Raw genomic sequence first — 24,830 nt, forward strand, 5'->3', positions numbered from 1 at the left:
TCGTGCCACACCATGCGGTGCAGGCCGCTGTCCGGGTCGGGGGTCCGCTCCACCACGTCGTACCAGCCGCCAGCGCAGCCCGTCGCCGCCGCCCGCCGCCAGGTGGCGCAGGAGGACACCCATCAGCGCGGCGTCCTCCGTCGCCTCGTACAGCGTCCAGCCCCGCCAGCGCCCGCCCGGCACCCGGCCGACGGCCGCGTCCTTCAGGCGCGGCGGCAGTTCCGGGCGCAGGCCGAGCAGGAGTTGGTGGCACGGGCCGTCGTCGCCGCCGCGCAGCACGGTGTGGAGCAGGGTGGGCGGTCCGTCGCGCACGACGGTCGCGGTGACCGGGGTCAGGGTCTGCGCGGGCTCGTGGGCGGGCCCCGCCCCGGCGGCGTACCAGCGGCGGGCGGCCAGCCACGGGGCCAGCAGCTGCAGCAGCGGGGCGAGCAGCTGCCGCTGGTCCGTGCCGACCGGGGCGCGGGCGGTGGTCACGTCTCCTCCCGCAGCGGGGTGAGCAGGTGGGCGGGGGCCTGGCCGGGTTCGAGGCGGATGTAGGTGTCGCCGTGCCAGGCGTGCACCTCGCCGGTGAGCTCGTCGCGCACCCTGAGCGACCCGTCGTCGGGCAGTCCGAGGGCGGCGAGGTCGAAGTGGACGGTGCCCTCGGCCGCCTCGCGGGGGTGCAGGTTGACGACGGCCAGGACCGTGTCGACGGTGCCGTCGGCGAGCTCGACCTGCTTGGAGTAGGCGACGACGTGCGGGTGGGGCGCGTGGTGGAAGCGCAGGTTGCGCAGTTCCTGGAGGGCCGGGTGGGCGCGGCGCAGTGCGTTGAGGCGGGTGATGAGCGGGGCGATGGAGCGGCCCTCGGCCTCGGCGGCGGCCCAGTCGCGCGGCCGCAGCTCGTACTTCTCGGAGGCCCGGTACTCCTCGGTGCCCGGTTCGAGGGCCTCGTTCTCGCACAGCTCGAATCCGGCGTAGACGCCCCAGGTCGGGGCGAGCGTCGCGGCGAGCACGGCACGCGTCTCGAAGGCGGGCCGGCCGCCGTCCTGGAGGTAGGCGTGGAGGATGTCCGGGGTGTTGACGAAGAGGTTCGGGCGCAGGAAGTCGGCGCTCTCGCGGGCCAGTTCGGTCGCGTACTCGGTGAGCTCCTCCTTCTCGTTCTTCCAGGTGAAGTACGTGTACGACTGCTGGAAGCCCGCTTGGGCGAGGGCGTGCACCATGGCGCGGCGGGTGAACGCCTCGGCGAGGAAGACGACGTCGGGGTCGGTCCGGTTGATCTCGTCGATGACCCGCTGCCAGAAGCCGACGGGCTTGGTGTGCGGGTTGTCGACGCGGAAGATCCGTACGCCCTGCGCCATCCAGTGACGCAGGAGCCGCACGCTCTCGGCGACCAGCCCTTCGAAGTCCCGGTCGAAGGAGAGCGGGTGGATGTCCTCGTACTTCTTGGGCGGGTTCTCGGCGCTGGCCACGGAGCCGTCGGCGCGCTGTGTGAACCACTCGGGGTGCTCGGTCAGCCAGGGGTGGTCGGGCGAGCACTGCAGCGCGAAGTCGAGGGCGACCTCCATGCCGAGGTCCTCGGCGCGCGCCACGAACGCGCGGAAGTCGTCGAGGGTGCCGAGGTCGGGGTGGATGGCGTCGTGGCCGCCGTCGGCGGAGCCGATGGCCCAGGGCGAGCCGACGTCGTGCGGGTGAGCGGTCAGCGCGTTGTCGCGGCCCTTGCGGTGGGTGCGGCCGATGGGATGGACGGGCGGCAGGTACACCACGTCGAAGCCCATGGCGGCGATGGCGGGGAGCCGCTCGGCGGCCGTGGCGAAGGTGCCGCCGACCGGGGCGCCGTCGTCGGTGAGGACGGCGCCCTCCGAACGCGGGAACATCTCGTACCAGGATCCGACCAGCGCGCGGCGCCGCTCGACGAGGAGGGGTGACGGCCAGGAGGCGGTGACGAGTTCGCGCAGCGGGTGGTGCCGCAGCGCGGCGACCGCCTCGGGGGCGGCGGTCGCGGCGAGCCGGCGGGCCGGCGGGCTCGTTTCGTCGCGCAGGGCCTTTGCCACCGCGCGTACCGCCTCCTGGCGGTCCGTGTCCGGGATGCCGAAGGCGGCGCGCTCGTACAGCGGCGCCCCCTCCGCGAGCGTCAGCTCCACGTCGACCCCGGCGGGAATCTTGATGCGGGCGTCCCGCAGCCAGGTGGCGAGCGGATCGGCCCAGGCCTCGACGGTGTACGTCCACGCGCCCTCGGCCCCCATGACGACGGTGGCCTCCCACCGGTCGGTGTCCGGGTCGACGAGTGTCATCGGCGTCCACGGTCCCGGCCGCCCCAGCGGGTCGCGCAGCACGACGTTGGCGCCGACGACCCCGTGCCCCTCGCGGAAAACGGTGGCCGAGACGGTGAGGGTCTCCCCGGTCACGGCCTTGACGGGCCGGGCGCCGCCGCGCACCTGGGGCCGTACGTCGCGGACGGGGATGCGGTCGGTGACGGGGACGCGGGCGCCCGGTTCCATGACGGCGGTCATCGCGCGCCTCCCGCCAGGGCGGAACGCCTGCCGCGGTCGCGCTCGGCGATCAGGTCGATGATCGCGCGGGCGAAGAGGTGACAGTGGGCCCCGGTGCGTCCGGTGACCAGGTCGTCGTCGACGACCACGTCCTCGTCGACGTAGTGGCCGCCCATGTTCCGCAGGTCGCCGAGGAGGTTGTTGTGGACGACCGCGCGCCGTCCGCGTACGAGATCGGGCAGCGGGGCGGCGAGCCACATGCCGTGGCAGATGACGCCCTTGACGATCGCCGGGTCGCGGAAGGCGCGCCGCAGGAACCGCGTGGCGGGCGGCAGCCGGTCGGGGTCCTCGGTGTAGCGGAGGCGGTCGGAGACCATCCCGGAGGGGACGATCACCGCGGAGTACTCCTTGAGGGCGAACTCGTCGACGTCCTCGAAGGATTCGGTGACGGCGAACGGCATGCGGTGCTCGTGCCCGTGGAAGGTGATCTCGTCCTGGCCCCACATCCGGGTCAGGAAGTGCGTCTCGGCGCCTTCCTCGGGGAAGCGGTGCTGGTAGTAGAGGATCTCGGGTTCGTAGAAGTCGCTCTCCATCAGAATCGCGATCTTGTGTCCGGCGAGCCGCACGGCCTACACCTCCTCCCGTCCGCGCCCGGTGACCAGGTCGATCAGGAACGGCCCCGGCGTGCCGAGCGCCCGCTCGACCGCCGCCTTCGCCTGGTCGGGCTTCTCGACGCGGACGGCCGGGACACCGAGGGACTCGGCTAGCGCCACGAAGTCGACGGCGGGGCGGGACAGGTCGAACATGTCGGGCTGGGCGTGGGCGGCGACGCCGACCGTCCTCCAGTACTCCTCGATGTTGAGTTCGAGGAGTTTGTAGCTGCTGTTGTTGCAGATGACGAAGGTGGCGCCGATGTCGTAGCGGGCCGCGGTCCACAGCGCCTGGATGGTGTACATGGAGCCGCCGTCGCCGGTGAAGCCGACGACCTCCTTGTCGGGGTGGGCGAGTTTCGCGCCCATCGCGCCGGGGATGCCGACGCCGAGCGAGCCGCCGCGGGTCTTGAACGCGTGGCCGGGGCGGGTCGGGGGCAGATGACGGGCGACGTCGGGCGACGCGGTGAGCGCCTCGTCGAAGACGATGGCGTCCTCGGGCAGCCGGCGGGCCAGCTCCTGAAGGAACGCGGTGGTGGGCAGCGCGTCCGGGTCGAGCGCGGCCTCGTCCTGCTGGCGGGCGGCGGCGAGTTCGTAGGAACGTTTCGCCGACCGTTCGCGCATCCAGGCGGCGGCCCGCTCGGCGCCGCGCTCGCTCATCCGCCGCTCCAGGGCGCGGGCCAGCCCGGCGAGGGCGCGTTTCGGGTCGGCGGCGATGCCGAGGTCCACGGGGAAGTTCTTGGCGATGGCGTCGGTGTCCAGATCGATGTGGACGACGGGCGCGCCGTCGGCGAAGACCCCGTCGAGCGCCGGATACACCTCGGGCAGCGCGTACGTCCCGACGATCAGGACACCGTCGGCGGCGCCGGTGACCCGGCGACTGCTCTCCCCGAACATGTGCCCCAACTCTCCCGCGAACGCGGGGTGTTCGACGGAAAGGTTCACCTCCGCCCAGTCCGCTCCCCACACCTCGGCCCCCCAGGTCTGGGCGAGCCGGCCCAGCTCCTCCTGGGCGCCCGCGAAGTGCACGCCGTCGCCCGCCACGACGATCGGCCGCTCGGCACCCGCCAGCAGCCGCGCGGCCCGGTCGAGCACGTCGGGGTCGGGCGTGGCGGCGACGTCGACGTACGAGGTGGGCACGGCCGGCTCGGCCGTCTCCCGGTCCATGACGTCGGCGGGCAGCACGACGAGCACGGGCCCGTACGGCGGGGTCGCCGCCACCTTCATGGCGCGGCGCAGCACCCGCAGCGTGGAGTGCGGGTCGACGACGCGCGTGGCCCACTTGGTGACCGGTTCGGCCATGGCGACCAGGTCGACCGCCATCTGCGCCTCCATGGCGTCGTAGCGAAGACCGGCCTCTCCGGCGACGGCGACCAGCGGGGCGTGACCGCGCTTGGCCTGGTAGAGCATGCCGACCGCGTTGCCGACGCCGACGCCGGTGTGCAGTTGCATGACGGCGGGTGTGCGGGTGGCACGGGCGTAGCCGTCGGCGAGGCCGACGACGGACGACTCCTGGAGCGCGAGGACGTACTCGATGTCGGGGAAGTCGCGCAATTCGTCGAGGAAACCCTGCTCGACCGTGCCGGGGTTGCCGAACATGTACCGCACCCCGTCGGCCCGCAGCTGTTCCAGCATCGCGACCCGCGCGGGCCTGCTGCTGCGCATGACGCATTCACCTCTCCTGCGAGACGGACGACCGTTCCTGCACGGCCGGTTGGGCACGCGCTCAGGCGTCGGCCCGGAACCCCCACTGCCGCAGCCCGTCCTCAAGCACCTCGACGAGCTTCTGGCCGGTCAGGTACGAGTCGGGCGTGGAGCGGCCGGTGATGAACGGGTAGTCGACGATGACGGACGTCTCCTTGCCGAAGTTGCCGTGGAAGGCGCCGCCGGGCGCGGTCGCGTCGCGCAGGATGTACTCCAGCGGGTAGGGCGGCGGGCCGATGACGAAGTCGGTGCCCATGAAGCCGGTGCCGTCCTTGTAGTCGTACTCGATGCAGTGCCCGGTGACGTGCTTGCCGCGGATGATCGAGACGCGGTCCTCCTGGTCACGGGCGAAGGCGAGCGGGGCGACGCCGTAGCACTCGGCGGCGATCGGCCGGTCAAGGGCGTGGAAGGCGAGGATCAGGTCGTGCACCCGCCAGTTGTTGGCGAGGTCGACGATGGGCCCGGAGCCGCCGACGATCAGCAGCGCGTCGTACCGGTCGGCGATCTGCTCGCGGATCTGCTCCAGGCGCGTGTTGTACGCCTCCCAGTCGCGCAGGAAGTACGGCTTGGACCGGTAGGGCCGGTCGGGCAGCCAGGACGACAGGTCGAGCGGCCCGTCCAGGCGCGGCGAGGCGTCGACGGCCCGCACCTTGTCGGCCATCTCGGGCGTGGTGACGGAGCGGCCCAGCGGCGGGTCGACGTACTCGGGGTCCATGCTCGGCGGCAGCGCCACCGGGCGCTTGCCGGTGGGGGTGGCGAAGGTCAGCTGGTAGCCGGCCTTGTCGAAGGTCTCCAGGGGGCCGATCAGCTCTTCGCCCCAGTAGCCGTATTCGGACAGGACGATCAGGATGCGCTTGGTCATCGGGGGTCCTTTCGTACGGAGTGTCGCCGGGTGGCGGCCCACCGCCGGCCGGCGGTGGGCCGTGACGGTCCCTGGGACGTCAGGCGGCCGCCTCGCGTACCGGAGCGTCCAGGAAGGCGCGGTACCGGGCGGCGGCGGCGCGCACGTCGCCGTCGCTCCAGGTGCGGACGCCGTGGAAGATCAGCGGATCGGGGTAGTCCATGCCGATCAGGTGGGCGGTCGCGTCGAGCGGCAGCAGCAGGTCGACAGCGGAAAACCGGTTGTAGCCGGCCGGGCGGTAGCTGGCCGCGGGACCCCCGGTCGTCGTGACGACCTGGAGCGTCTTGCCGTGCAGGGCGTCACCGCCATGGCCGTAGGCGTACCCCTCCAGGAGCACCTCGTCCATCCACTGCTTGAGCAGCGGCGGCACGGAGTACCAGTAGAAGGGGAACTGCAGCACGATCGTGTTGTGCTCTTCGAGCAGCCTCTGCTCCCGCTCGACATCGATGTGCCCGTCGGGGCAGGCGGCGTACAGGTCGTGCACCAGAGCTGTGGGGCAGTCGCGCGCGGCCCCGGCGAGCGCGGCGTTGATCCGTGACGAGTCCAGATGGGGATGGGCGAGGAGCACGAGGGTGCTCTGCGCTGCGGGCATGGTGCCTCCAGTGAGGTGAGGTCGATGGCGGCGGTGCAGCGGCCTACTTCCGGCCCTCTTCCATCAGCCAGTCGCCGACGCGTTCGCCGATCATGAGACAGGTGAGGTTGGTGTTGGCGCGGACCATGACGGGCATGACCGAGGCGTCCGCGACCCTCAGTCCGGGCACACCGTGCACCCGGCAGCGCGAGTCGACGACGGCCAGCGGGTCCGAGGCAGGCCCCATCTTGGCGGTGCCGACCGGATGGAAGTGGGTACCGACCGTCGACAGCATGAACGCGTCGAGGGCGTCGTCGTCCGCGATGACCTCAGGTCCGGGCACGGTCTCACCCGACGCGAACAGCTCGAACTTTTCCGACCTGGCGATCCGGTCGGCCAGGCGCATGCCTTCACGGAGCCGGCGCCGGTCCTCCTCGTGCGAGAGAAAGTTGAACTCGATACGGGGCGCGGCCTGCGGATCGGTGCTCTCGACGACGATCCGGCCCACGGAGTACGGCCGTTCCACGCCGGCGGACACCATGAACACCTTGTCAGTGCCGATCTTCTCCTGCACGGCGGGCGCGTAGCCGTTGAGATCGATGTGGCTGAAGAGATACAGCTGCATGTCCCGGGCCTGCTCCGAGCCGGGCGCCGTGTACTGCAGCAGCACCTGGGTAACCGGCAGAGACTCGTCGTAGACACCCGGGCGCGGCTTGCGCGTCACCCAGCAGGTGGGGTGGTCGAGGAGGTTCTCGCCGACGCCGGGCAGGTCGGCGACCACCGGAACACCGAGCCGCTCCAGTGCGTCCGCGGCACCGATGCCCGAGCGCATCAGCAGGGCGGGGGTACCGACGGCGCCGGTGCACACCGTGATCCGGTCGCCGTAGACCGTCTCGCTCACCCCGTCGGTGACGATCCGTACGCCGACGGCCCGACCGTCCTCGAAGACGATCCGCTCGGCCAGCGTGTCGGCCCGTATCTCCAACTGCTCGCGTTTGCGGGCCGAGGCCAGATAGGCCACGGCGGTGGAGATGCGCATGCCGTCGACGAGGTTCTGCGCCATGGGACCGACTCCCACCGCGCCCGGCGCGTTGTGGTCGGGCACCTCCGGGAAACCCAGGTCTCGGCTGGTCTGCAAGAACGCCTTCTGCAACGGGCTCAGTTCCTCGTCCCGCCAGCGCCTGACCGGAGTAGGGCCCCCTTTGCCGTGCAGCGGCGGGCCGTAGTCCTGGTCGTCCTCGATCCGGATGAGGTACGGAAGCACGTCGTCCCAGCTCCAGCCGTCGATACCCCGGGACATCCAGTCCTCGAAGTCCAGCGGGTCGGGCCGCACGGCGAGGCAGGTGTTGATGGCGGACGTGCCACCGACCACCTTGCCGCGGACCAGCGGGATTTCCCGGCCGGGGACGGCCTCTGCCTGGTAACCCCAGTCGTGCCCGCTCATGGACGGGTAGCGGCCGTCACGGACGTCGGCCGGCAGGGACTGAGTCGTCGGGTAGTCGGGTCCCGCTTCGATCAGGAGCACCTGACTCGTCGGGTCCTCCGACAGCCGGGCGGCGATGACGGCGCCGGACGATCCGGCCCCGACGACGATGTCTGTGTAGTGAACCATGAGGTAAGAGGCTCCTTGTGTGAGGGCTTCGACGGTGTGCCGGTGAACCGTGCGCCTGGTCGACAGGGACCTGCCCCGTCATGCCTCGGAGGAGTGATGCACCCACCAACGGCGAGGCGTGGTGATGACGGCGGTCACCGCACCGAGCAGCACGGTGTAACCGAGGCTCGCGACCAGCGCGTTGACGTAGTCCGAAGTGGAGGCGGCGCTACCGAGCACGCCGTAGAAGATGATGCCGATGACGGCCACGCCCAGAGCGCCCGCCATCTGCTGGGTGGTGGACAGGACGCCGGACGCGGACCCCGTGTGCTCACCCGGAACTCCGAGCAGCACCTGGGAGAGCAGCGGCGGCCCCATGGCGCCCATGCCGACCCCGATCACGAACATCGTGACGCACAGCAGTGTCACGTCGGGGTGAGCGTGGGAGTGGTGGGCGAGCAGGATCAGGGCGACCTCTCCGACGACGAGCACGAGCGAGCCGAGGGCGAGGGTGCGGTGGGCGAAGCGACGCACGATCTTCGGGGCGGCCAAGGACAGCAGGAAGAAGCCGAGCCCGCACGGCAGCACGACGAGACCGGACTTGATGGGCGAGTAGCGCAACCCGTCCTGCAGGTACAGGGCGAGGACCAGGAAGAACGACGCCATGCCGGCGTAGACGGTGAACACGGTGAGCAGTCCGGTGGTGAAGACCCGAGTACCGAACAGCCGTGGCTCGACCAGCGGGGTGCCTCCGCGCCCGGACAACCGTGTCTGGTGGCGGACGAAGACGGTCAGGAGTCCGCCGCTCAGCGCCAGGCTGACCCAGCACCACAGGGGCCAACCCGACTGCCTGCCCTGGATGAGCGGCAGCAGGAGCAGGATCAGTGCGGGAGTGACGATGCTGAATCCGACGAGGTCGAGTCGGCGCGCCTGCTGCGACCGGCTCTCCGGAACCATGCCCGGCGTGCAGACCAGCATCAGCACCCCGATGGGCACGTTGACGAGGAAGCAGTTGCGCCAGCCGAGGCCGAACACGTCGCCCTGGATGAGCAGACCCCCGATGACCTGGCCACTGACAGAGGCCAGGCCGATGGCCATTCCGAAACCCATGAAGGCCCGTCCGCGGTCCTCACCCGTGTACGTGACGTTGATGATCGACAAGACCTGCGGAAACATCAGTGCCGCAGCGAGCCCCTGGACCATCCGCGAGATCACCAGCATGTCCGCGCTCTGGGACATTCCGCAGGCGGCCGATGCGAGAGTGAACGCCAGGAGGCCCACGGCGAAGACCTTGCGCCGCCCGTAGAGATCCCCGAGCCGGCCTCCGGTGATGAGTCCGGCGGCGTAGGTGATGCCGTATCCCGCGATGACCAGTTGGATCTGCGCACCGCTGGCGCGCAGATCGGACTGGACCGACGGGACGGTGACGTTGACGATGAAGAAGTCCAGGATCGTCATGAAGGTTCCCGCGAGGATCACCGGCAGTGCGAGCCAGCGGCGGGCGGACGGCGGGGTTGGGCGCTCGGTCACGTCCGAGCGAGGAGGTACGGTCTGGCTCATCTGGGTTCACTCCAGGGCGTGTTGCTCGATCCGGAACGGATCCGCGGCCTGCGGGCTACAGGGAGGCCGAGCCGGGCATGGGCACGATGTCGTCCACGACGTACTCGACGATCCGCACGGCACCGTCCTGGACGGCGAGCGTCCAGGTCTGGGTGGCGTCGAAGCCGAGCCATTCACTGCGCGCGGCGGGCGGCGTCCAGACCTTGGCCTGCCAGTTCACGACGATCCTGACGTCCGCGCGCTGCTCGTCGCCGCGCAGAACCTCGGCGGTGGTGACCGTGTGCGTCTCGTCGAAGAACTTGGCGCAGACCGCGTCGTACCAGTCCCGAAAGCCGACGAGTCCGTTGAAGGTCCCCTCGGGGAACTTCATGACGAGCCCTTCCTTCGCGAGGTAGGGCAACACCTCGTCGACAGGTGCGTGCCGGTCCAGGGCGTCGAACCAGCCCACGGCGAGTTCTCGGGTGGACTGACCGTTGACAGTGATCGCTCCCATTGGCTCTTCCTTCCATGACGGTGGTGTGCTGACAGCCGGTATGTGATGCGCCGGCCCACCGCCGGAACCGCTGGTCCGGATCCGGCGGTCATCATTGCGCCCCGCGGCGCCGACGGCCCGCGCCGCGGCCGCCTCTTGGGCACTGGGCCAGGTGACGGAGCGCACTACGTCAACTCGGCCTGCGGCGAACGAGGATCATCCGTATAGCCCTCGGCGATCTCGACGACCAGCCCGTCCGGGTCACGGACCCAGATCGCTCGCCATCCGGGAACGACCGCGTCGAAGCTCAACGGACCCAGAGTGACGTCGAGTCGGCCGTCCGCGGCCTTGAGAAAGGCGTCCAGGTCGTCGACCTGGAAGGCAAGGTGCCTGACCGTCCCCGGCCGGGTCGGGCCGTCGGCCTCGGACTCCCCCAGGGGCTCGGCGTCCGTGGCGAAGAGTTCCAGGACGGCGTCCGCCCTGCGCAGAAACACCACGCGCAGGTCTTCCAGTTCGACCAGCCGGACTCTGCGGAAGCCGAACCAGCGTGTGTAGAAGGCCTCGGTCACGTCCTGGTCACGGCAGTTGAGGCCGACGTGCGCCCACCGCGGGACCGGCCCCGGGCCACTGGACCGGCCGGGGAGGTCGGCCACCGGTCGCAGACGCTGTGAGACGGGGTTCTCGGCGAGAGCCGGGACGAACGCCTCCCACACCGACTGGTCCTGAGCGAGGTGGTCGTCGAGGTGCCGCTGGCTCTCCCACTGCTCGAGGAGGGTGAAGCGGAGCGGCTCCTCATCGTGCTGGAACCAGGTGAAATACTGGCAGCCGGCGTCGCCGCGCGAGCGCCGTTCGATCGTCGTCAGCGCCGCGACGGCCTCGGCTTCGCGGCCGGGCTTGACCCGCAGGTGCAGGGCGAAGGTCACCATGTCCGAATCTCCTCAGTTCCTCGGCCGCGCGCCTCCTCGAAGGGGCGGACGGAAGTCCGGAGCTGTCTCGGGGCGAAGCCCGTCACGGCAGTGCCACACCGAGTTGCCGCATCAACCCGGCGGTGTCCGCTTCCACCCACCGCTCGACGATGCGTCCGCGCTCCAGCCGGTAGGTCTCGATGCTGGTCCACTGGACGGGTTCGCCGGTGGGCTCCTGGCCGAAGAACGGCTTGACGTGCCGCCCCTTGAATGTGATGTGGATGACGACCATGCCCTGTCCAGCGGCATAGATCAGGTCGTGGTGCGAGGTGAAGTCGAGCGCCTCGTGGGCCACGGCGAGCAGGCTCTTGAGTTCGGCCACGTCCTTGACGGCCCAGGCAGCATTGCGGTCGACGAAGTCCGGCGAGAACAGCGCGTCCATGTCGTCGTACCTGCGCTCGTTGACGACGTCGTTGAGCTTGGTGATGACAGCGACGTTCTCCTCGTCGGGGCTCAACTGGCGCTCCAGGCCCAGCAGATCGTCCTCGGCCCAGCGCTCCACGAACAGCCCGTCGGCGACACGCCATATCTCGGTGGTGGTCCAGACGACCTCCCGGCCGGTGGCCGCGTGTCCGAGGAACGGGCCGGTATGCCGACCGGCGAGCTCGACACGGGCGACGATCCGGTCCCCGGAGGCCATGATGTCCAGGAGTCGGGCGGTGAACGGCAGATTCTCCACGACCGAACGGAGCGCTTCCCGGTACGAGTCGATGCCGTGTACCTGGAAACCGGGGTGGTGGTCCTCGAAGTCGGACGACATGACCTCGGCGATCCCGTCGTAGTCGCGCGCGTTGACCACTTCCAGGAAGCGCTCGTAACGCGCGATGTTCGCCTTCTCCTCAGCGGTTGGCATAGTCAACTCCCTTGTTTGAGCCGGTGGTTGTCGCCCGCATGAGGTCGGCCGCCTTCTCGGCGATCATCACGACGGGCGCGTTCGTGTTGCCGGTGGTGATGGTGGGCATCACGGATGCGTCGGCGATACGCAGCCCGTCGACTCCGTGCACCCGTAGTTCGGCGTCCACGACGGCCTGCGGGTCGGCGCCCATGCGGCAGGTGCCGACGGGGTGCCATAGAGTGCTGGCGTTCGCGGTGACGTGCGCTCGCAGCTCCTTGCGGGTACGCACGGACGGCCCCGGGCAGAGTTCGACCCCACGGAAGGGGCGCAGCGCCTCGGTCGCGATGAGTTCCCGCGCGAGTTCGAGGCCGCGCACGAGCGTGTCGGTGTCGGCGCCGCACGAGAGGTAGCCCCCGAGGACCGTGGCCGGCTGCTCCGGATCTGCGCTGCGCAGGGCCACCCGGCCGCGGCTGCGGGGGCGAACCGCCGTTGCGGCGAGCGTGAAGCCGGGGCCACGGATATCGGCGGGCACGGCATCGGCCGGAAGGAACTTCGCGGTTCCGAAACTGAATTGGACATCCGGTCGCCCCAGAGTCTCGGCGCTGTCGCCGACCCGAACGAAAAGCCCGGCCTCTGATACGAGTTCGGCCTCGGGGTGTTCCGTTGGAGATGCCTCGCACACGGAGACGAAAGGGTGATCCTGAAGCCCCTCTCCGACTCCCGGAAGGGACATGAGGCAGGGAATTCCGTGTTCCGCCAGCCGGGCCGCGGGGCCGATTCCCGAGAGCATCAGGAGTTTGGGGGTCTCGAACGTCCCGGCACACAGCACTATCTCACCGCGCGCTCTCACAGTGCGCGTTCTTCCGCCCCGCACGTAGGTGACCCCGCGGGCCCTTCCAGCGCGCAGCAGGAGCCGCGTGGCTCGTGCGCCCGTGAGCACGGTCAGGTTGCGGCGGCTCAGCGCGGGACGCAGATATCCGGTGGCCGTGCTGCATCGGGTGCCGTGGCCGGTGCGTGTTGTCTGGTAGAGGAAGCCGAAGCCTTCCTGTTCGGGACCGTTGTAGTCCTGCCCCCGCCCCGGAAATCCGGCCTCGGCCGCGGCGTCCACGAAGCCCTGCGCCACCGGAGTGGGCGCCGTGTGGTCGTGCACGCCGATCGGGCCACGGACACCGCGGTAGGGCGACGGCCTGCCTCGGTAGTCTTCCGCGCGCTTGAAGCAAGGCAGCAGGTCACGGTACGACCAGCCCCGATTGCCCAGCCGACGCCACTCGTCGAAGTCTCGGCGGTTCCCCCGCACCCACATGAGGGCGTTGACGGAGCCGCTGCCGCCGACGACCTTCCCGCGGGCCACGGGGACGCGGCGGCCGCCGAGGAAGGGCTCCGGCTCCGTGACGTAACCCCAGTCGATTCCCTCGGCCTCGGCCCGCCGCCACAGACCGAGCAGCGCGGAGAGGCGCACCTCGTGGATCGCGCTCTGTGCGTCCCACTCGCCTGCTTCCAGAAGCAGCACGGTGCGGTCAGGATTCTCGCTGAGCCGGGCGGCCAGTGCGCAGCCGCCTGATCCGGCCCCGACGACAATGTCGTCGACGGTGCGTGAAATCTGCGTCATGTTCCTTCCCTCCTCCCGCTCCGAATATTTCCCCGGCCGTTCCGCCATACCTGCCTCGACGACGTTAGAAGTCCCGCCGCCCACCCTCTAGAAGCTGTCGGCAGGGGGTTCGGACTAACCGAGGTTCCGTCGGATTCTGTGGCAACTCATCTGGCTGCCTGCGAAATTAAAGAGGACCGCGGCGTCTTGGGGGTCATTTCTTGACGAACACCAGCGGGACATGGCGTCCTCCGCTCAGCAGCCAATACTCCGCGCCATTCACGGCAACCAGCAGGAAAGCCACGGCGGCGAGCGTGGCGAGGCCGGGCAACACAGGAGCCGCCGCGGCGACGGCGAGCAGTGCGAGCCCGCCGAGGAACCGGGTGCTGGACGCGGCCCCGAACATGCGGCGGCGCGTGTAACAGAACGTCAACGTGAACAGGGCGGCTCCGGCGGGCAGCAGCACCGCAGCCATCCGGTGGGGCACCGTCATGGGGTCGGCGACGATCCGGTCCGCGCCCACGGCCGCGAGGAGCAGTCCGGTCACCAGGGCCAGATGGCCGTAGCTCAGCACGTCGCGTACGACGACTGCCGGAGTGGGGTGGGTACGCAGGGCGTGCGCGATCGCGGACGCGGCCAGGTGGAAGTACAGCCACCACAAGCCGCATCCGGCGATGAACGCGACCACGACAGCGGCCATCTGCACCGACTCGATCCGCCGGCCCACGCCCCAGGCGCCGACGGAGACGACGTTCTCCCCCAGAGCGATGATGACGAACAGGCCGAAGCGCTCGGGCAAATGGTTGACGCCGAAGGCCAGCTGCCGCAGATGGCTGCTGAGCACGAGTGGCGCGAGGACCTCGGCGATCACCGCGACCGTCCATCCTGCCGCGCGCCACTGGCCGGGCAGCGTAGTGACTCCGAAGAGGGCCAGGGCGAAGGCGAGGCCCGCCCGGTAGGGATGGATGGTGTAGATGGCGCACTCGCGCCGGATGGCTTCACCGATCAGCAGTCGCAGAGCCAGGTAGCAGCCGGCGTACAGGAGCGCCTGTGACCGGCTCTCCAGGGCGTGCTGCGCGGCCATGGACATCCCATAGGTGGCGAGTCCCGCAAGGAGGAGGAAGACGCGTTGTGTGTTCGTCTCGTGCACGGCGTTCATCGCCATCACGACATCGACCCACGCCCACCACAACGGCACGATCACGAGCAGACACGTGCCGAGTTCGGGCCAGCTCGGGTACAGGGCCAGCGCCTGGGCGATCTGGCCGACCCCGAAGGCGATCACCAGGTCGTAGAAGAGTTCCGTCCATGTGGCCCGGTCGCGTACGTCCACGCTCGTCCGGGCAGTGACGTCCGTCACCGCTGCACCAGCTCCCTCCCCCGCCGACAGATGTCCCGCGGTCTCGACTCTGCGGGCCGGAGACCGCTCGCTGGGCCCTGCGGGCCGGGCACGGACGGCATTCCGGGAAGTCCGGGCGCGGTCTCTCCCAACTCGGCACACGCCGTCCGGGCCGGTCGCGCGGCCTACGATGAAGGGGCCGGACCCCCGGACCCGTACGCACAGGAGCAAGAGTTGTACTTCACCGACCGCGGCATCGAAGAGCTGGAGAAGCGGCGCGGCGAGGAGGAGGTCACCTTCGAGTGGCTCGCCGAACAGCTGCGGACTTTCGTCGACCTGAACCCGGACTTCGAGGTACCGGTGGAGCGGCTGGCGACGTGGCTGGCGCGGCTCGACGACGAGGACGACGACGAGTAGGACCTGGACGAGGAGGTCCTGAGCCGGCCCAGCACGGGCAGGTCTTGACCGGTCTGTCCGTGGCACGGCCCCCCGGCGTCAGTCGTGGGGCGTGGACACCCAGTCGTACGCGAGTCCGAGCGCGCCCTGCGCGAGCAGGACGACACCCGCGGCGACCCATCCGCCGCTGCGTCGGTGCAGGCCGTACGCGGTGAGCGGCACCCCGGCCGCCAGCTGTGCGGCGGCGAGCAGACGCGCCTTGGGGCCGCGCAGCCAGAGGCCGACGCCGCTGTGCTCCACCACGTCCAGCTCCGCGCGCACCGCGTCGCGCCAGCCGCCCCACTCGACCCGCTCGACGCCCGGCTGGACGCGCACGGCCTCGCGCAGGCGGTCGGCCGGTTCCCCCGGCGCCAGGCCCGCGGGGAGGGTGAGCCCGGCGCGGGCGAGGACCGCGAGGAGGCCCAGCATGCGGGCGCGGGCGTCGGCCTCGGGGTCGGGTTCGGCGAGCGCTTCGAGCGACTGCACGTCGAAGACGGGGTCGAGGCCGAGGCGGGCGGCGAAGGTGCGCAGGGCCTCGTGCTCGCCGACCGGGGTGCCGTTGGCGAGCCATACGTAGCCGACCGGGCGGCGGAAGCCGGAGGCCAGCGTGAAGCCGCTGTGGTCGGCGTTCCACCACAGCGCAAGGACCGGCCAGGGCGCACCCACGGCGAGCGCGGCGGCCCAGCCGCCGAGAATCCGGTCGACGGGCTCGCCACCTCCCCGCGGCGCGCCGTCGCCCGCGTCCAGCCAGGGCTTCGTCTCCGGGACGAGCACGCTCCACTCGCGTCCGGCCGGGGCGAGCAGCATCCGCTCACGAAGAAGCTGGGCGGCAGGACCCACGGCGTCGGGCTCGGCGCGGCAGAGCAGGAGCGCACCGGCTGGTTCGAGGGACGACATGACCCCACGCTAGGACAAGTCGGAAGTTTCGGGCCACAGATGGGGGCCATTCCGCGACAGTCTTGACTTTCCGTGTCCGCGATATATCGTGTTTTGAAGAGGACGCGATATGGCGCGTTCGCCGTGGAGGAGGTCGCACCATGCCCGAGTGGTCCGTCGCGCAGCCGCAGAAGCTCACCTTCGACGAGCCGGTGTCGGCCCTGCATGTACGCATCGTGAACGGAACGGTGAACGTGGTGGGCACGGACTCGGACTCGGCCCGCCTGGAGGTCTCCGACATCGAGGGGCCACCACTCAAGGTCACGCAGCGCCGCGGCGCCCTCAGCGTCGCCTACGAGGATCTGCCGTGGAAGGGGTTCCTCAAGTGGCTCGACCGCAAGGGCCACCGCCGCAGCGCGGTCGTCTCCCTGGCGGTGCCCGCGGGCACCCGGGTCGAGGTCGGCGTGGTGGGCGCGGGCGCGGTCGTGTCCGGGATCGAAGGGCGCACGGAGGTGAAGGGCGTCACCGGGGACACCACACTGGTCGGTGTCACCGGGCCGGTGCGCACCAGCACGGTGTCCGGCAGTGTCGAGGCGCAGGCGGTCACGGGCGACCTCAGGTTCAGCTCGGTCTCCGGGGACCTGACGGTGGTCGACGGCTCGGGAGCCGTCGTGAAGGCGGACACCGTGAGCGGCTCGATGATCGTGGACCTCGATCCGGCGGGACCGGCCGACGTGAACCTGACCAGCGTCTCCGGCGAGATCGCCATCCGCATCCCGTACCCGGCGGACACCGAGGTCGACGCGAACACGGCCAGCGGCGCGGTGTCCAACGCGTTCGACGGGCTGCGCGTCTCGGGCCAGTGGGGTGCCCATAAGATCACCGGGCGGCTGGGCGCGGGCACCGGCACGCTGCGGGCGACCACGGTCTCCGGCGCGATCGCCCTGCTGCGCAGGCCGCCCGGGGAGGACGAACCGTTCGACGCAGCCCCGGAGAGGCCCGGCGAGACCGGGCGTCCCTCCCCTGCCGAGAAGAAGGTGCTCTGACATGCCTCCCGTCTTCGCCCACGGCCGTCTGCGCCTGTATCTGCTGAAGCTGCTCGACGAGGCGCCCCGGCACGGCTACGAGGTGATCCGCCTGCTGGAGGAACGCTTCCAGGGGCTGTACGCGCCGTCGGCGGGCACCGTCTATCCGCGCCTGGCCAAGCTGGAGAGCGAGGGTCTGGTCACCCACACCACCGAGGGCGGCCGGAAGGTCTACGCGATCACCGACGCGGGCCGGGCCGAGCTGGCCGATCGCAGCGGCGAACTGGCCGACCTGGAGCTGGAGATCCGCGAGTCGGTGGCGGAGCTGGCCGCCGAGATCCGCGACGACGTGCGGGGCGCGGCCGGGGATCTGCGCCGCGAGGTGCGCGCGGCGGCCTCGCAGAGCCGCGGCGCCAGGCAGCCGAAGAGCACACCCGACGTCACGGTTCTCACCGGCGCCGGTGACATCACCGACAAGGACTCCTGGCGGGCGGCCAAGGAGGAGCTGCGCCGCGCCAAGCAGGAGTGGAAGGAGCAGGCTCGCCGGGCCAAGGACGAGAGCCGCCGGGCCCGCGAGGAGGCTCAGCGGGCACGCCGGCAGGCCAAGGAGACCCAGGATCACGTCCGGGCCCAGGCCCAGCAGGAGCTGCAACGCATGGCCAAGCGCGTCCAGGACGAGGTGCAGGTTCACTTCGCGCGCGGCGACTGGCCGACGGGGGTACGCGAGGGCCTGTCCGAACTGGCCAAGGAGTTCGGCGAGTTCGGCCGGACCTTCGGCAAGGAGTTCGGCACGCCCTCAGAGGAGAGCCCCGGTGCCGCCCCGGACACGGACCGGGCCGCGGGAACCGGTGGAAAGCCGGAGCCTCGTCCCGACAGCGCGGCTTCCGGCCCACGCCTCGACAAGGACACCGGACGGGGCCCCGAGCCGGAGGCGACCGCCACCGCGGCCGCGCCGCAGTACCGCCCGGCGAGCGAGGAGTTGCCCGCCGAGTACGTTCCGTCCTGGGCGGCGGAGCACTCCACCGGCGACCCGGCCCGGGACCTCGACCGTCTCCTGGACCGTTTCCGCGACGACATCCGCGACGCGGCCCGCGACCATGGCGTCTCGGAGGAGCAACTGCGCACGGCCCGCCGTCACCTGTCGCAGGCCGCGGCCCACATCGGGGCGTCACTGCGCACCCCGGCGACGTAACACCGGGAGGGCGAGCGCGCTCACCCCGCCGCCCGCTCTCCCCCGCCCCCGTACAGCACCCGCTCCACCTCGGGCGCGGTCACACCGTGTTCGGCAAGGGCCTCGGCGGCAGGTCCCGGCCGGGTGGTGAGGGCGAGCAGGAGGTGTTCGTCGCCGATCGCCCGGTCGCGGTGGGCGGTGCAGGCCGCACAAGGCCACACGGACCGCATGAGGGCACACGGGCCGCACGACGTCAGACAGGCCACACGGTCAGCACGAGGGCACACGGGCCGCACAAGGTCAGACGGTCAGTACGACCTTCCCGAACAGATCGCCGCCGGCCATCTTCTCGAAGCCCTCGCGGGCCCGGTCCAGGGGGAGCACCGCGTCGATGACCGGCCGCACCCCGGCGGTGGCGCAGAAGGAGAGGAGGTCGGCAAGCTCCTCCTTGGTACCCATGGTCGAGCCGACGACCTTCAGCTCCAGGAAGAAGATGCGGTTCAGCTCGGCGGCGGGCGGGTTGGGCCCGCTGGTCGCGCCGGAGATCACCAGCGTGCCTCCGGGCCTCAGGGACTTGACCGAATGGGACCACGTCGCCGCGCCCACCGTCTCGATCACGGCGTCCACACGCTGGGGCAGCCGCGCCCCGGACTCCAGTGCCTCCACGGCACCCAGCTCCAGGGCCCGCTTGCGCTTGGCCTCGTCACGGCTGGTGGCGAAGACCCGCAGCCCGGCCGCCTTGCCGAGGACGATCGCGGCCGTGGCGACGCCGCCGCCCGCGCCCTGCACGAGGACCGAGTCGCCGGGCCGTACACCGGCGTTGGTGAAGAGCATCCGATACGCCGTCAGCCACGCCGTCGGCAGGCACGCCGCCTCTTCGAAGGTGAGTCCCGCCGGCTTGGGCAGCACGTTCCACTCGGGGACGGTGACCTGCTCGGCGAAGGTGCCCTGATACTTCTCGGTGAGGATGGAGCGGCCCTCGCGGGGCCCGACCCCGTGGCCGGTCTGGCCGATCACGGAGTGCAGCACGACCTCGTTTCCGTCCTGGTCGATCCCGGCGGCGTCGCAGCCGAGGATCATCGGCAGCGCCTCCTCACCGAGTCCGACCCCGCGCAGCGACCACAGGTCGTGGTGGTTGAGGGATGCGGCCCTGACGTTCACGGTGGTCCAGCCGGGCCGGTTCTCGGGGGCGGGCCGCTCCCCCAACTCCAGGCCGGTGAGCGGCTGGTCACGGTCGATTCGGGCGGCGTAGGCGGCGAACATGGCCTTGACGATAGGCGCCGGGCCGGGGCCGGGGAACCACCCACGGCTGTGACACACGTCCTCTGGCGCGGACCGGGTGAACGCCCCACACAACGCCGGGCGCATGTCCCGCGCAAGCCCGGTGAACGCACCGCACGACAGGGAAGGCCCCGCCTTTCGGCGGGGCCTTCCCCGGGGGTCCGGACCTCGGAGGTTCCCGGACGGGCGGACAGACGAACGCGTCAGCGACGCGCGACGCCCTCGGCGCGAGCCGCCGCGGCGACGGCTGCCGTCACGGCCGGAGCCACCCGCTCGTCGAACGGCGACGGGATGACGTACCCGGCGGAGAGGTCGTCCCCGACCACGGCCGCCAGCGCGTCCGCGGCGGCGATCTTCATCCCCTCGGTGATCCGCGACGCCCGCACCTGAAGGGCGCCCGCGAAGATCCCCGGGAAGGCGAGGACGTTGTTGATCTGGTTCGGGTAGTCCGACCGCCCGGTCGCCACGACCGACGCGTACTTGTGCGCGATGTCGGGGTGCACCTCGGGGTTCGGGTTGGCCATCGCGAAGACGAAGGCACCCGGCGCCATGGAGGCGACCGCGGGCTCCGGCACCGTACCGCCGGAGACGCCGATGAACAGGTCGGCCCCGGCCAGCGCGTCCTCCAGGGTCCCGGCGATACCCGCCTTGTTGGTGATCTCGGCCAGCTCGCGCTTGACCGGGGTGAGGTCCTCCCGGTCCCGGCTCAGCACGCCCTTGCGGTCCGCGACCGCGACGTCCCCGAGACCGGCCTCGAGCAGGAACTTGGCGATCGCCGCACCCGCCGCACCGGCGCCGGAGATCACACCGCGCAGCTCGCCGAGCTCGCGCCCGGAGAGCCTGGCCGCGTTCTTCAGCGCGGCCAGGGTGACGACGGCCGTACCGTGCTGGTCGTCGTGGAAGACCGGAATGTCGAGCTTCTCCTGGAGGCGGCGTTCGATCTCGAAGCACCGCGGCGCCGAGATGTCCTCCAGGTTGACGCCGCCGAAGGACGGGGCGAGCCGCACCACGGTGTCGACGATCTCGTCGACGTCCGTCGTCGCGAGGGCGAGCGGGACCGCGTCCACGCCGCCGAACTGCTTGAAGAGGATGGCCTTGCCCTCCATCACCGGGAGGGACGCCTCGGGACCGATGTCACCGAGGCCGAGCACGGCCGTGCCGTCCGTCACCACGGCCACGACGTTCGGCTTCCACGTGTAGTCGTGGACGAGCTCGGGCCGCTCGGCGATCGCGCTGCACACTTTCGCGACGCCGGGCGTGTACGCCAGGGACAGGTCGTCCTTGTCGCGGACCGGCACGGTGGCCTGCACGGCCATCTTGCCGCCACGGTGCAGCGCGAAAGCCGGATCGAAGGGCTCGTCAGCGCCTTCGGTGCCGGAACTCGCGTCGCTGCGAGGGTTGACGATCTCCGCTGCCACTTTGTCTGACCCCTTAGTTTCTATATCGCTTGTTGAGGGTGTCCGCTCCTGATTGAGGAACGGGCGGGCACCGCGCACGCACCGCCGGTCCCTTTACGGACCGCTGCACGAGTACGTACGCGACGGGCGCGCCGCACACGCGCCCTGAGCCCCGGATGAGGGGTGTAAAGAACCTTCTTACCCGACGGACCACGTCGCCGACGAGCCCATTCGTGATCGATCACGCGGGAGTGACATGACTCATGCCGGAATGCATGGACAAGTCCGCGGTCCGGGGTTGACGCGCGTCGACCGCCGGACCAAATGGTGAGACAGCGGCCGGTTCACCGCAGATTTTCCCGTACCGGAAGCGAGTATCCGCAGATGGTCCCGACCGTATGCCCCCGGAAGTACGGGCCTGTTGAGGATCTTGAGGTACCTGTTATCCGATTTTGACATCGGCGACCGACGTTACCGGCCAGTCCGAATGGCAAGATGCCTCATCACACGAGGTCGCGGCGCTCGAAGTCGCGTGCAAGGCGACCTGCACGGCATCTCCCTCACCCTGTCGGAGGACCCCACCATGACCGCAAGCACCACCCGTCGTACGGCCGCGAAGTCCGTGAAGTCCCGGATAGCCGTGGTCGGCGCGATCGCGGTCGCGGGCTCACTGCTGCTGACCGGCTGCGGTGACCAGACCAAGTCGGGCGACAAGGGATCCGACTCGGCGCCACTCGCGAGCAAGCTGCCCAAGTCGATCCGTGACAAAGGGGTCATCCGGGTCGGCTCCGACATCGCGTACGCGCCGGTCGAGTTCAAGGACAAGTCGGGCAACGCCATCGGCATCGACCCCGACCTGGCCAAGGCGATGGGCAAGCAGCTCGGTGTGAAGTTCGAGTTCCAGAACGGCACCTTCGACACCCTGGTGACCGGTCTGCGCTCGAACCGCTACGACATCGCCATGTCGGCGATGACCGACACCAAGGACCGGCAGAACGGCATCGACCCGGACACCGGCAAGAAGGTCGGCGAGGGCGTCGACTTCGTCGACTACTTCCACGCGGGCGTCTCCATCTACACGCTCAAGGGCAAGACCGAGGGCATTCAGAACTGGTCCGACCTGTGCGGCAAGAAGATCGTCGTGCAGCGCAACACGGTCTCCGACGACCTGGCCAAGGCCCAGGCCAAGAAGTGCCCCGCGGGCAAGAAGCTCTCCATCCAGTCCTTCGACGACGACCAGCAGGCCCAGACCCGCCTGCGCTCGGGCGGCGCCGACGCCGGCTCCTCCGACTTCCCGGTCGCCGCCTACGCGGCCAAGACGTCCGGCGGCGGCAAGGACTTCCAGATCGTCGGGGACCAGGTCGAGGCGGCCCCGTACGGCATCGCGGTCGGCAAGAAGCAGACGCAGCTGCGTGACGCGATCAAGGCGGCCATGGACGCGATCATCAAGAACGGCGAGTACGACAAGATCATCGCCAAGTGGGGCGTGAAGGCGGGCGCCGTCACGCAGGCCACCATCAACGGCGGCAAGTGACCGCGTCCCACCCGTCGTCGTGACTCGTGGCGCGTGCGACGTGCGCGCACTCCGTGACGCGTGCGTGACGCGCGAGTCGTGAAAGGCAAGTTCCGTGTCGACTGACATAACGAAGACGGGCGGCGGCGCCGACGGCGCGCCGTCACCCGCGGCCCCGCCCGAGCCCATCAGGGCCATCCCGGTCCGCCACTACGGCCGCTACGTCTCGGCGCTGCTGGCGCTCGGCGTACTGGGCGCGATCGTCTACGCGTTCGCCCAGGGCAAGATCAACTGGGGTGCGATCCCCGACTACTTCTTCGACGAGCGGATCGTCTCCGGCGCGGGCAAGACCCTGCTCCTGACGGTCCTGTCCATGGCCATCGGCATCGTCGGCGGCATCCTGCTCGCCGTGATGCGCCTGTCGAAGAACCCGGTGACCAGCTCGATCGCCTGGTTCTACATCTGGTTCTTCCGCGGCACCCCGGTCCTGGTCCAGCTGTTCATCTGGTTCAACCTGGGACTGGTCTTCCAGTACATCAACCTCATGCCGCTCTACAAGCAGGAATGGTCCGTCTTCATGACGCCGTTCCTGACCGCGCTGCTCGGCTTCGGCCTCAACGAGGCCGCGTACATGGCGGAGATCTGCCGCGCGGGCCTGCAGTCGGTCGACGAGGGACAGACCGAGGCCGCCCAGGCGCTGGGCATGAGCCACACCAAGACCCTGTGGCGGATCGTCATCCCGCAGGCGATGCGGGTGATCGTGCCGCCCACGGGCAACGAGGTCATCAACATGCTCAAGACGACCTCGCTGGTCTCGGCCGTGCAGTTCACCGAACTGTTCCGCGCCTCCCAGGACATCGGCCAGCAGTCCGGCTCCCCGGTCGAGATGTACTTCCTCGCCGCCGCCTGGTACCTGATCATGACGTCGATCCTCAGCGTCGGCCAGTACTACATCGAGCGGTACTACGCCCGCGGCTCCAGCCGCCAGCTGCCGGCCACGCCCTGGCAGAAGGTACGCGGCACCCTGTTCTCCCTGGGTCGCCCGAACGGAGGCATGGCATGAGCGAGCAGGTGATGGTCAAGGCGGAGAACGTCCACAAGTCGTTCGGCCATGTGCAGGTCCTTCAGGGCATCGACCTGGAGGTCAGGAAGGGCGAGGTGTTCTGCCTCATCGGCCCCTCCGGCTCCGGCAAGTCGACGTTCCTGCGCTGCATCAACCATCTGGAGAAGATCAACGCCGGACGGCTGTACGTCGACGGGCAACTGGTCGGATACCGGCAGCAGGGCGACAAGCTCTACGAACTGCGCGACCGGGAAGTGGCCGCCCAGCGCCGCGACATCGGCATGGTCTTCCAGCGCTTCAACCTCTTCCCGCACATGACGGCGGCCGAGAACGTCATGGAGGCGCCCGTCCAGGTCAAGAAGACCTCCAAGTCACAGGCGCGGGAGCGGGCCAGGGAACTCCTCGAACGGGTCGGTCTGGCCGACAAGGCGGACAACTACCCCTCACAGCTCTCCGGCGGCCAGCAGCAGCGTGTCGCGATCGCACGGGCGCTGGCCATGGACCCGAAGCTGATGCTCTTCGACGAGCCGACCTCGGCGCTCGACCCGGAACTGGTCGGTGACGTCCTCGACGTCATGCGCGACCTGGCCGAGTCGGGCATGACCATGGTCGTCGTCACCCACGAGATGGGCTTCGCCCGCGAGGTCGGCGACAGCCTCGTGTTCATGGACGGCGGCGTGGTGGTCGAGTCCGGCCACCCGCGCGACGTCCTGACCGACCCGCAGCACGAGCGGACGCAGTCCTTCCTGTCGAAGGTGCTGTAGTCCTCCGGGCCGCGCCTGGCGCGCCTGGTTGCTCGCACGGTTCCCCGCGCCCCTCGATCGGGGGCGCGGGGAGCCGCTCGTTTTCCCGGAGCGCGGGGAGCTGCGGATTCAGTTCCCCGCGGCCGTGGCCCGTCCCGCCGACGCCGCCCGTCACCCCAGGTCGCAACCATCACTCCAGGTCGCAACCATCACTCCAGGGCGCAACCGTCACTTCGGGCGAGAACCATCGCGCCGGCGGGCGAGCACCTCACCGCCCGCGCCACACCGCCCGCGCCTCACCGAACCCGACCTCGCGCAGGGCCTCCGCGTGCCACGCCGCCGAGGGGGTGCCCCCGTCCGCGTGCTCGCCGTAGATCTCGGACCGCCGCGCGGTCGGCTCGGCGAATTCGGAGCCCTGCGCCGCGAGCGCCCACCACGCCGCCGAGTCGACGGCTCCGTCGGCCTTCGCCCCGTCCGTCCGGGCGTGCCGCGGCGCGCTCTTGCGCGGCGTTGATGCGGGGCGTGGACTCGTCGACCGTGCGATCATCCGCGTTCATGAAGCCCCGCCCTCCCGGACGAGCCCGCCGGGCTGCCCGTACCGGGCCGCGAGCGGCTCCGCGTGCAGCCAGGGGAGCGCGGTCCCGGTGAGTACGACGTCGCACGTGTCGTACATGTCTACGTG

The 24,830-nt window shown here is 70.4% G+C and carries 22 protein-coding genes and 2 pseudogenes; 6 read left to right on the forward strand and 18 right to left on the reverse strand.

Annotation, left to right across the window (positions count from 1 at the left end):
• The 13 genes from OFY01_RS10370 to OFY01_RS10430 form a co-directional block, all read right to left on the reverse strand.
• The coding region (locus tag OFY01_RS10370) for a maltokinase N-terminal cap-like domain-containing protein (RefSeq protein WP_407700314.1) at positions 1-474 on the reverse strand (474 nt) is incomplete at its 3' end.
• Complete coding sequence (locus OFY01_RS10375; RefSeq protein WP_266598536.1) at positions 471-2,489, reverse strand: alpha-1,4-glucan--maltose-1-phosphate maltosyltransferase; 2,019 nt, start codon at positions 2,487-2,489, stop codon at positions 471-473. The genes OFY01_RS10370 and OFY01_RS10375, both read right to left, overlap by 4 nt.
• Positions 2,486-3,094: a DJ-1/PfpI family protein gene (locus OFY01_RS10380; protein ID WP_266598538.1), complete on the reverse strand. Its 609-nt coding sequence runs from the start codon at positions 3,092-3,094 to the stop codon at positions 2,486-2,488. Before OFY01_RS10380 ends, OFY01_RS10375 begins: the two co-directional genes overlap by 4 nt.
• 3 nt (positions 3,095-3,097) lie before the next feature.
• Positions 3,098-4,783: a thiamine pyrophosphate-binding protein gene (locus OFY01_RS10385; RefSeq protein WP_266598540.1), complete on the reverse strand. Its 1,686-nt coding sequence runs from the start codon at positions 4,781-4,783 to the stop codon at positions 3,098-3,100.
• A 61-nt stretch (positions 4,784-4,844) separates the two neighbouring features.
• Positions 4,845-5,684 carry a type 1 glutamine amidotransferase domain-containing protein gene (locus OFY01_RS10390; protein WP_266598542.1) on the reverse strand — a complete coding sequence of 280 codons (840 nt, stop codon included), beginning with the start codon at positions 5,682-5,684 and terminating at the stop codon, positions 4,845-4,847.
• Positions 5,685-5,763: 79 nt separating this feature from the next.
• A complete protein-coding gene (locus OFY01_RS10395; RefSeq protein ID WP_266598544.1) occupies positions 5,764-6,315 on the reverse strand; it encodes an NAD(P)H-dependent oxidoreductase in 552 nt (183 codons plus the stop codon).
• A gap of 43 nt (positions 6,316-6,358) precedes the next feature.
• On the reverse strand, positions 6,359-7,906 hold the full coding sequence (gene mftG, locus OFY01_RS10400; RefSeq protein ID WP_266598545.1) for a mycofactocin dehydrogenase MftG: 1,548 nt from the start codon (positions 7,904-7,906) through the stop codon (positions 6,359-6,361).
• Positions 7,907-7,984: 78 nt separating this feature from the next.
• On the reverse strand, positions 7,985-9,415 hold the full coding sequence (locus OFY01_RS10405; RefSeq protein WP_266598546.1) for an MFS transporter: 1,431 nt from the start codon (positions 9,413-9,415) through the stop codon (positions 7,985-7,987).
• 85 nt (positions 9,416-9,500) lie between these two features.
• The gene (locus tag OFY01_RS10410) at positions 9,501-9,938 is read right to left on the reverse strand and encodes a nuclear transport factor 2 family protein (RefSeq protein ID WP_266598548.1); all 438 of its coding nucleotides are present in this window, start codon (positions 9,936-9,938) and stop codon (positions 9,501-9,503) included.
• 164 nt (positions 9,939-10,102) lie between these two features.
• Complete coding sequence (locus OFY01_RS10415; RefSeq protein ID WP_266598549.1) at positions 10,103-10,843, reverse strand: antibiotic biosynthesis monooxygenase; 741 nt, start codon at positions 10,841-10,843, stop codon at positions 10,103-10,105.
• Between the two features lie 82 nt (positions 10,844-10,925).
• Entirely contained in the window at positions 10,926-11,735 is an 810-nt protein-coding gene (locus tag OFY01_RS10420) for an ester cyclase (protein WP_266598551.1), read from the reverse strand.
• Positions 11,722-13,326, reverse strand: coding sequence for a GMC family oxidoreductase (locus OFY01_RS10425; protein WP_266598553.1), 1,605 nt, complete (start codon positions 13,324-13,326; stop codon positions 11,722-11,724). The genes OFY01_RS10420 and OFY01_RS10425 overlap by 14 nt, the downstream gene beginning before the upstream one ends.
• A 193-nt stretch (positions 13,327-13,519) precedes the next feature.
• Complete coding sequence (locus OFY01_RS10430) at positions 13,520-14,665, reverse strand: low temperature requirement protein A (protein WP_266598555.1); 1,146 nt, start codon at positions 14,663-14,665, stop codon at positions 13,520-13,522.
• Between the two features lie 213 nt (positions 14,666-14,878).
• Between OFY01_RS10430 and OFY01_RS10435 the strand changes: the two genes are divergently transcribed.
• A complete protein-coding gene (locus OFY01_RS10435; protein ID WP_019075209.1) occupies positions 14,879-15,061 on the forward strand; it encodes a DUF6104 family protein in 183 nt (60 codons plus the stop codon).
• Positions 15,062-15,139: 78 nt separating this feature from the next.
• Here OFY01_RS10435 and OFY01_RS10440 read toward each other — a convergent pair whose 3' ends face one another.
• Positions 15,140-15,976 (reverse strand): hypothetical protein, encoded by an 837-nt coding sequence (locus OFY01_RS10440; RefSeq protein WP_266598557.1) that lies wholly within the window; start codon positions 15,974-15,976, stop codon positions 15,140-15,142.
• Positions 15,977-16,116: 140 nt separating this feature from the next.
• On the opposite strand from OFY01_RS10440, the gene OFY01_RS10445 reads away from it, so the two are divergent.
• Together OFY01_RS10445 and OFY01_RS10450 are read left to right on the forward strand one after the other, a co-directional pair.
• Positions 16,117-17,001 (forward strand): DUF4097 family beta strand repeat-containing protein, encoded by an 885-nt coding sequence (locus tag OFY01_RS10445; RefSeq protein ID WP_266598559.1) that lies wholly within the window; start codon positions 16,117-16,119, stop codon positions 16,999-17,001.
• A gap of 1 nt (position 17,002) precedes the next feature.
• Entirely contained in the window at positions 17,003-18,172 is a 1,170-nt protein-coding gene (locus OFY01_RS10450) for a helix-turn-helix transcriptional regulator (RefSeq protein WP_266598561.1), read from the forward strand.
• Between the two features lie 20 nt (positions 18,173-18,192).
• Here the strand turns inward: OFY01_RS10450 and OFY01_RS10455 are convergent.
• The 3 genes and pseudogenes from OFY01_RS10455 to OFY01_RS10465 all read right to left on the reverse strand — a co-directional run.
• Positions 18,193-18,351 (reverse strand): annotated as a pseudogene (locus OFY01_RS10455) (Clp protease N-terminal domain-containing protein); the annotation flags it as partial.
• 100 nt (positions 18,352-18,451) lie between these two features.
• Complete coding sequence (locus OFY01_RS10460) at positions 18,452-19,414, reverse strand: zinc-binding dehydrogenase (protein ID WP_266598563.1); 963 nt, start codon at positions 19,412-19,414, stop codon at positions 18,452-18,454.
• A 221-nt stretch (positions 19,415-19,635) separates the two neighbouring features.
• Positions 19,636-20,850: an NAD(P)-dependent malic enzyme gene (locus tag OFY01_RS10465; RefSeq protein WP_266598565.1), complete on the reverse strand. Its 1,215-nt coding sequence runs from the start codon at positions 20,848-20,850 to the stop codon at positions 19,636-19,638.
• Positions 20,851-21,412: 562 nt separating this feature from the next.
• Between OFY01_RS10465 and OFY01_RS10470 the strand changes: the two genes are divergently transcribed.
• The 3 genes from OFY01_RS10470 to OFY01_RS10480 all read left to right on the forward strand — a co-directional run bounded on the left by OFY01_RS10470 (position 21,413) and on the right by OFY01_RS10480 (position 24,169).
• Entirely contained in the window at positions 21,413-22,363 is a 951-nt protein-coding gene (locus OFY01_RS10470; protein ID WP_266598567.1) for an ABC transporter substrate-binding protein, read from the forward strand.
• A gap of 94 nt (positions 22,364-22,457) precedes the next feature.
• Positions 22,458-23,405, forward strand: coding sequence for an amino acid ABC transporter permease (locus OFY01_RS10475; RefSeq protein ID WP_266598569.1), 948 nt, complete (start codon positions 22,458-22,460; stop codon positions 23,403-23,405).
• 11 nt (positions 23,406-23,416) lie between these two features.
• Entirely contained in the window at positions 23,417-24,169 is a 753-nt protein-coding gene (locus OFY01_RS10480) for an amino acid ABC transporter ATP-binding protein (RefSeq protein WP_266598646.1), read from the forward strand.
• Positions 24,170-24,416: 247 nt separating this feature from the next.
• Here the strand turns inward: OFY01_RS10480 and OFY01_RS10485 are convergent.
• Positions 24,417-24,818: pseudogene (locus tag OFY01_RS10485) on the reverse strand (SAM-dependent methyltransferase); the annotation flags it as partial.
• Between the last annotated feature and the right edge of the window lie 12 nt (positions 24,819-24,830).

The organism is Streptomyces beihaiensis, assembly GCF_026274175.1.
GTDB lineage: Bacteria > Actinomycetota > Actinomycetes > Streptomycetales > Streptomycetaceae > Streptomyces > Streptomyces beihaiensis.

Coding starts and splice junctions, on each gene's coding strand:
- OFY01_RS10415 (WP_266598549.1), bottom strand. CDS start 10,843: ATGGTGACCTTCGCCCTGCACCTGCGGGTCAAGCCCGGCCGCGAAGCC.
- OFY01_RS10425 (WP_266598553.1), bottom strand. CDS start 13,326: ATGACGCAGATTTCACGCACCGTCGACGACATTGTCGTCGGGGCCGGA.
- mftG (WP_266598545.1), bottom strand. CDS start 7,906: ATGGTTCACTACACAGACATCGTCGTCGGGGCCGGATCGTCCGGCGCC.
- OFY01_RS10410 (WP_266598548.1), bottom strand. CDS start 9,938: ATGGGAGCGATCACTGTCAACGGTCAGTCCACCCGAGAACTCGCCGTG.
- OFY01_RS10420 (WP_266598551.1), bottom strand. CDS start 11,735: ATGCCAACCGCTGAGGAGAAGGCGAACATCGCGCGTTACGAGCGCTTC.
- OFY01_RS10445 (WP_266598559.1), top strand. CDS start 16,117: ATGCCCGAGTGGTCCGTCGCGCAGCCGCAGAAGCTCACCTTCGACGAG.
- OFY01_RS10440 (WP_266598557.1), bottom strand. CDS start 15,976: ATGTCGTCCCTCGAACCAGCCGGTGCGCTCCTGCTCTGCCGCGCCGAG.
- OFY01_RS10460 (WP_266598563.1), bottom strand. CDS start 19,414: ATGTTCGCCGCCTACGCCGCCCGAATCGACCGTGACCAGCCGCTCACC.
- OFY01_RS10480 (WP_266598646.1), top strand. CDS start 23,417: ATGGTCAAGGCGGAGAACGTCCACAAGTCGTTCGGCCATGTGCAGGTC.
- OFY01_RS10395 (WP_266598544.1), bottom strand. CDS start 6,315: ATGCCCGCAGCGCAGAGCACCCTCGTGCTCCTCGCCCATCCCCATCTG.
- OFY01_RS10390 (WP_266598542.1), bottom strand. CDS start 5,684: ATGACCAAGCGCATCCTGATCGTCCTGTCCGAATACGGCTACTGGGGC.
- OFY01_RS10470 (WP_266598567.1), top strand. CDS start 21,413: ATGACCGCAAGCACCACCCGTCGTACGGCCGCGAAGTCCGTGAAGTCC.
- OFY01_RS10385 (WP_266598540.1), bottom strand. CDS start 4,783: ATGCGCAGCAGCAGGCCCGCGCGGGTCGCGATGCTGGAACAGCTGCGG.
- OFY01_RS10450 (WP_266598561.1), top strand. CDS start 17,003: ATGCCTCCCGTCTTCGCCCACGGCCGTCTGCGCCTGTATCTGCTGAAG.
- OFY01_RS10375 (WP_266598536.1), bottom strand. CDS start 2,489: ATGACCGCCGTCATGGAACCGGGCGCCCGCGTCCCCGTCACCGACCGC.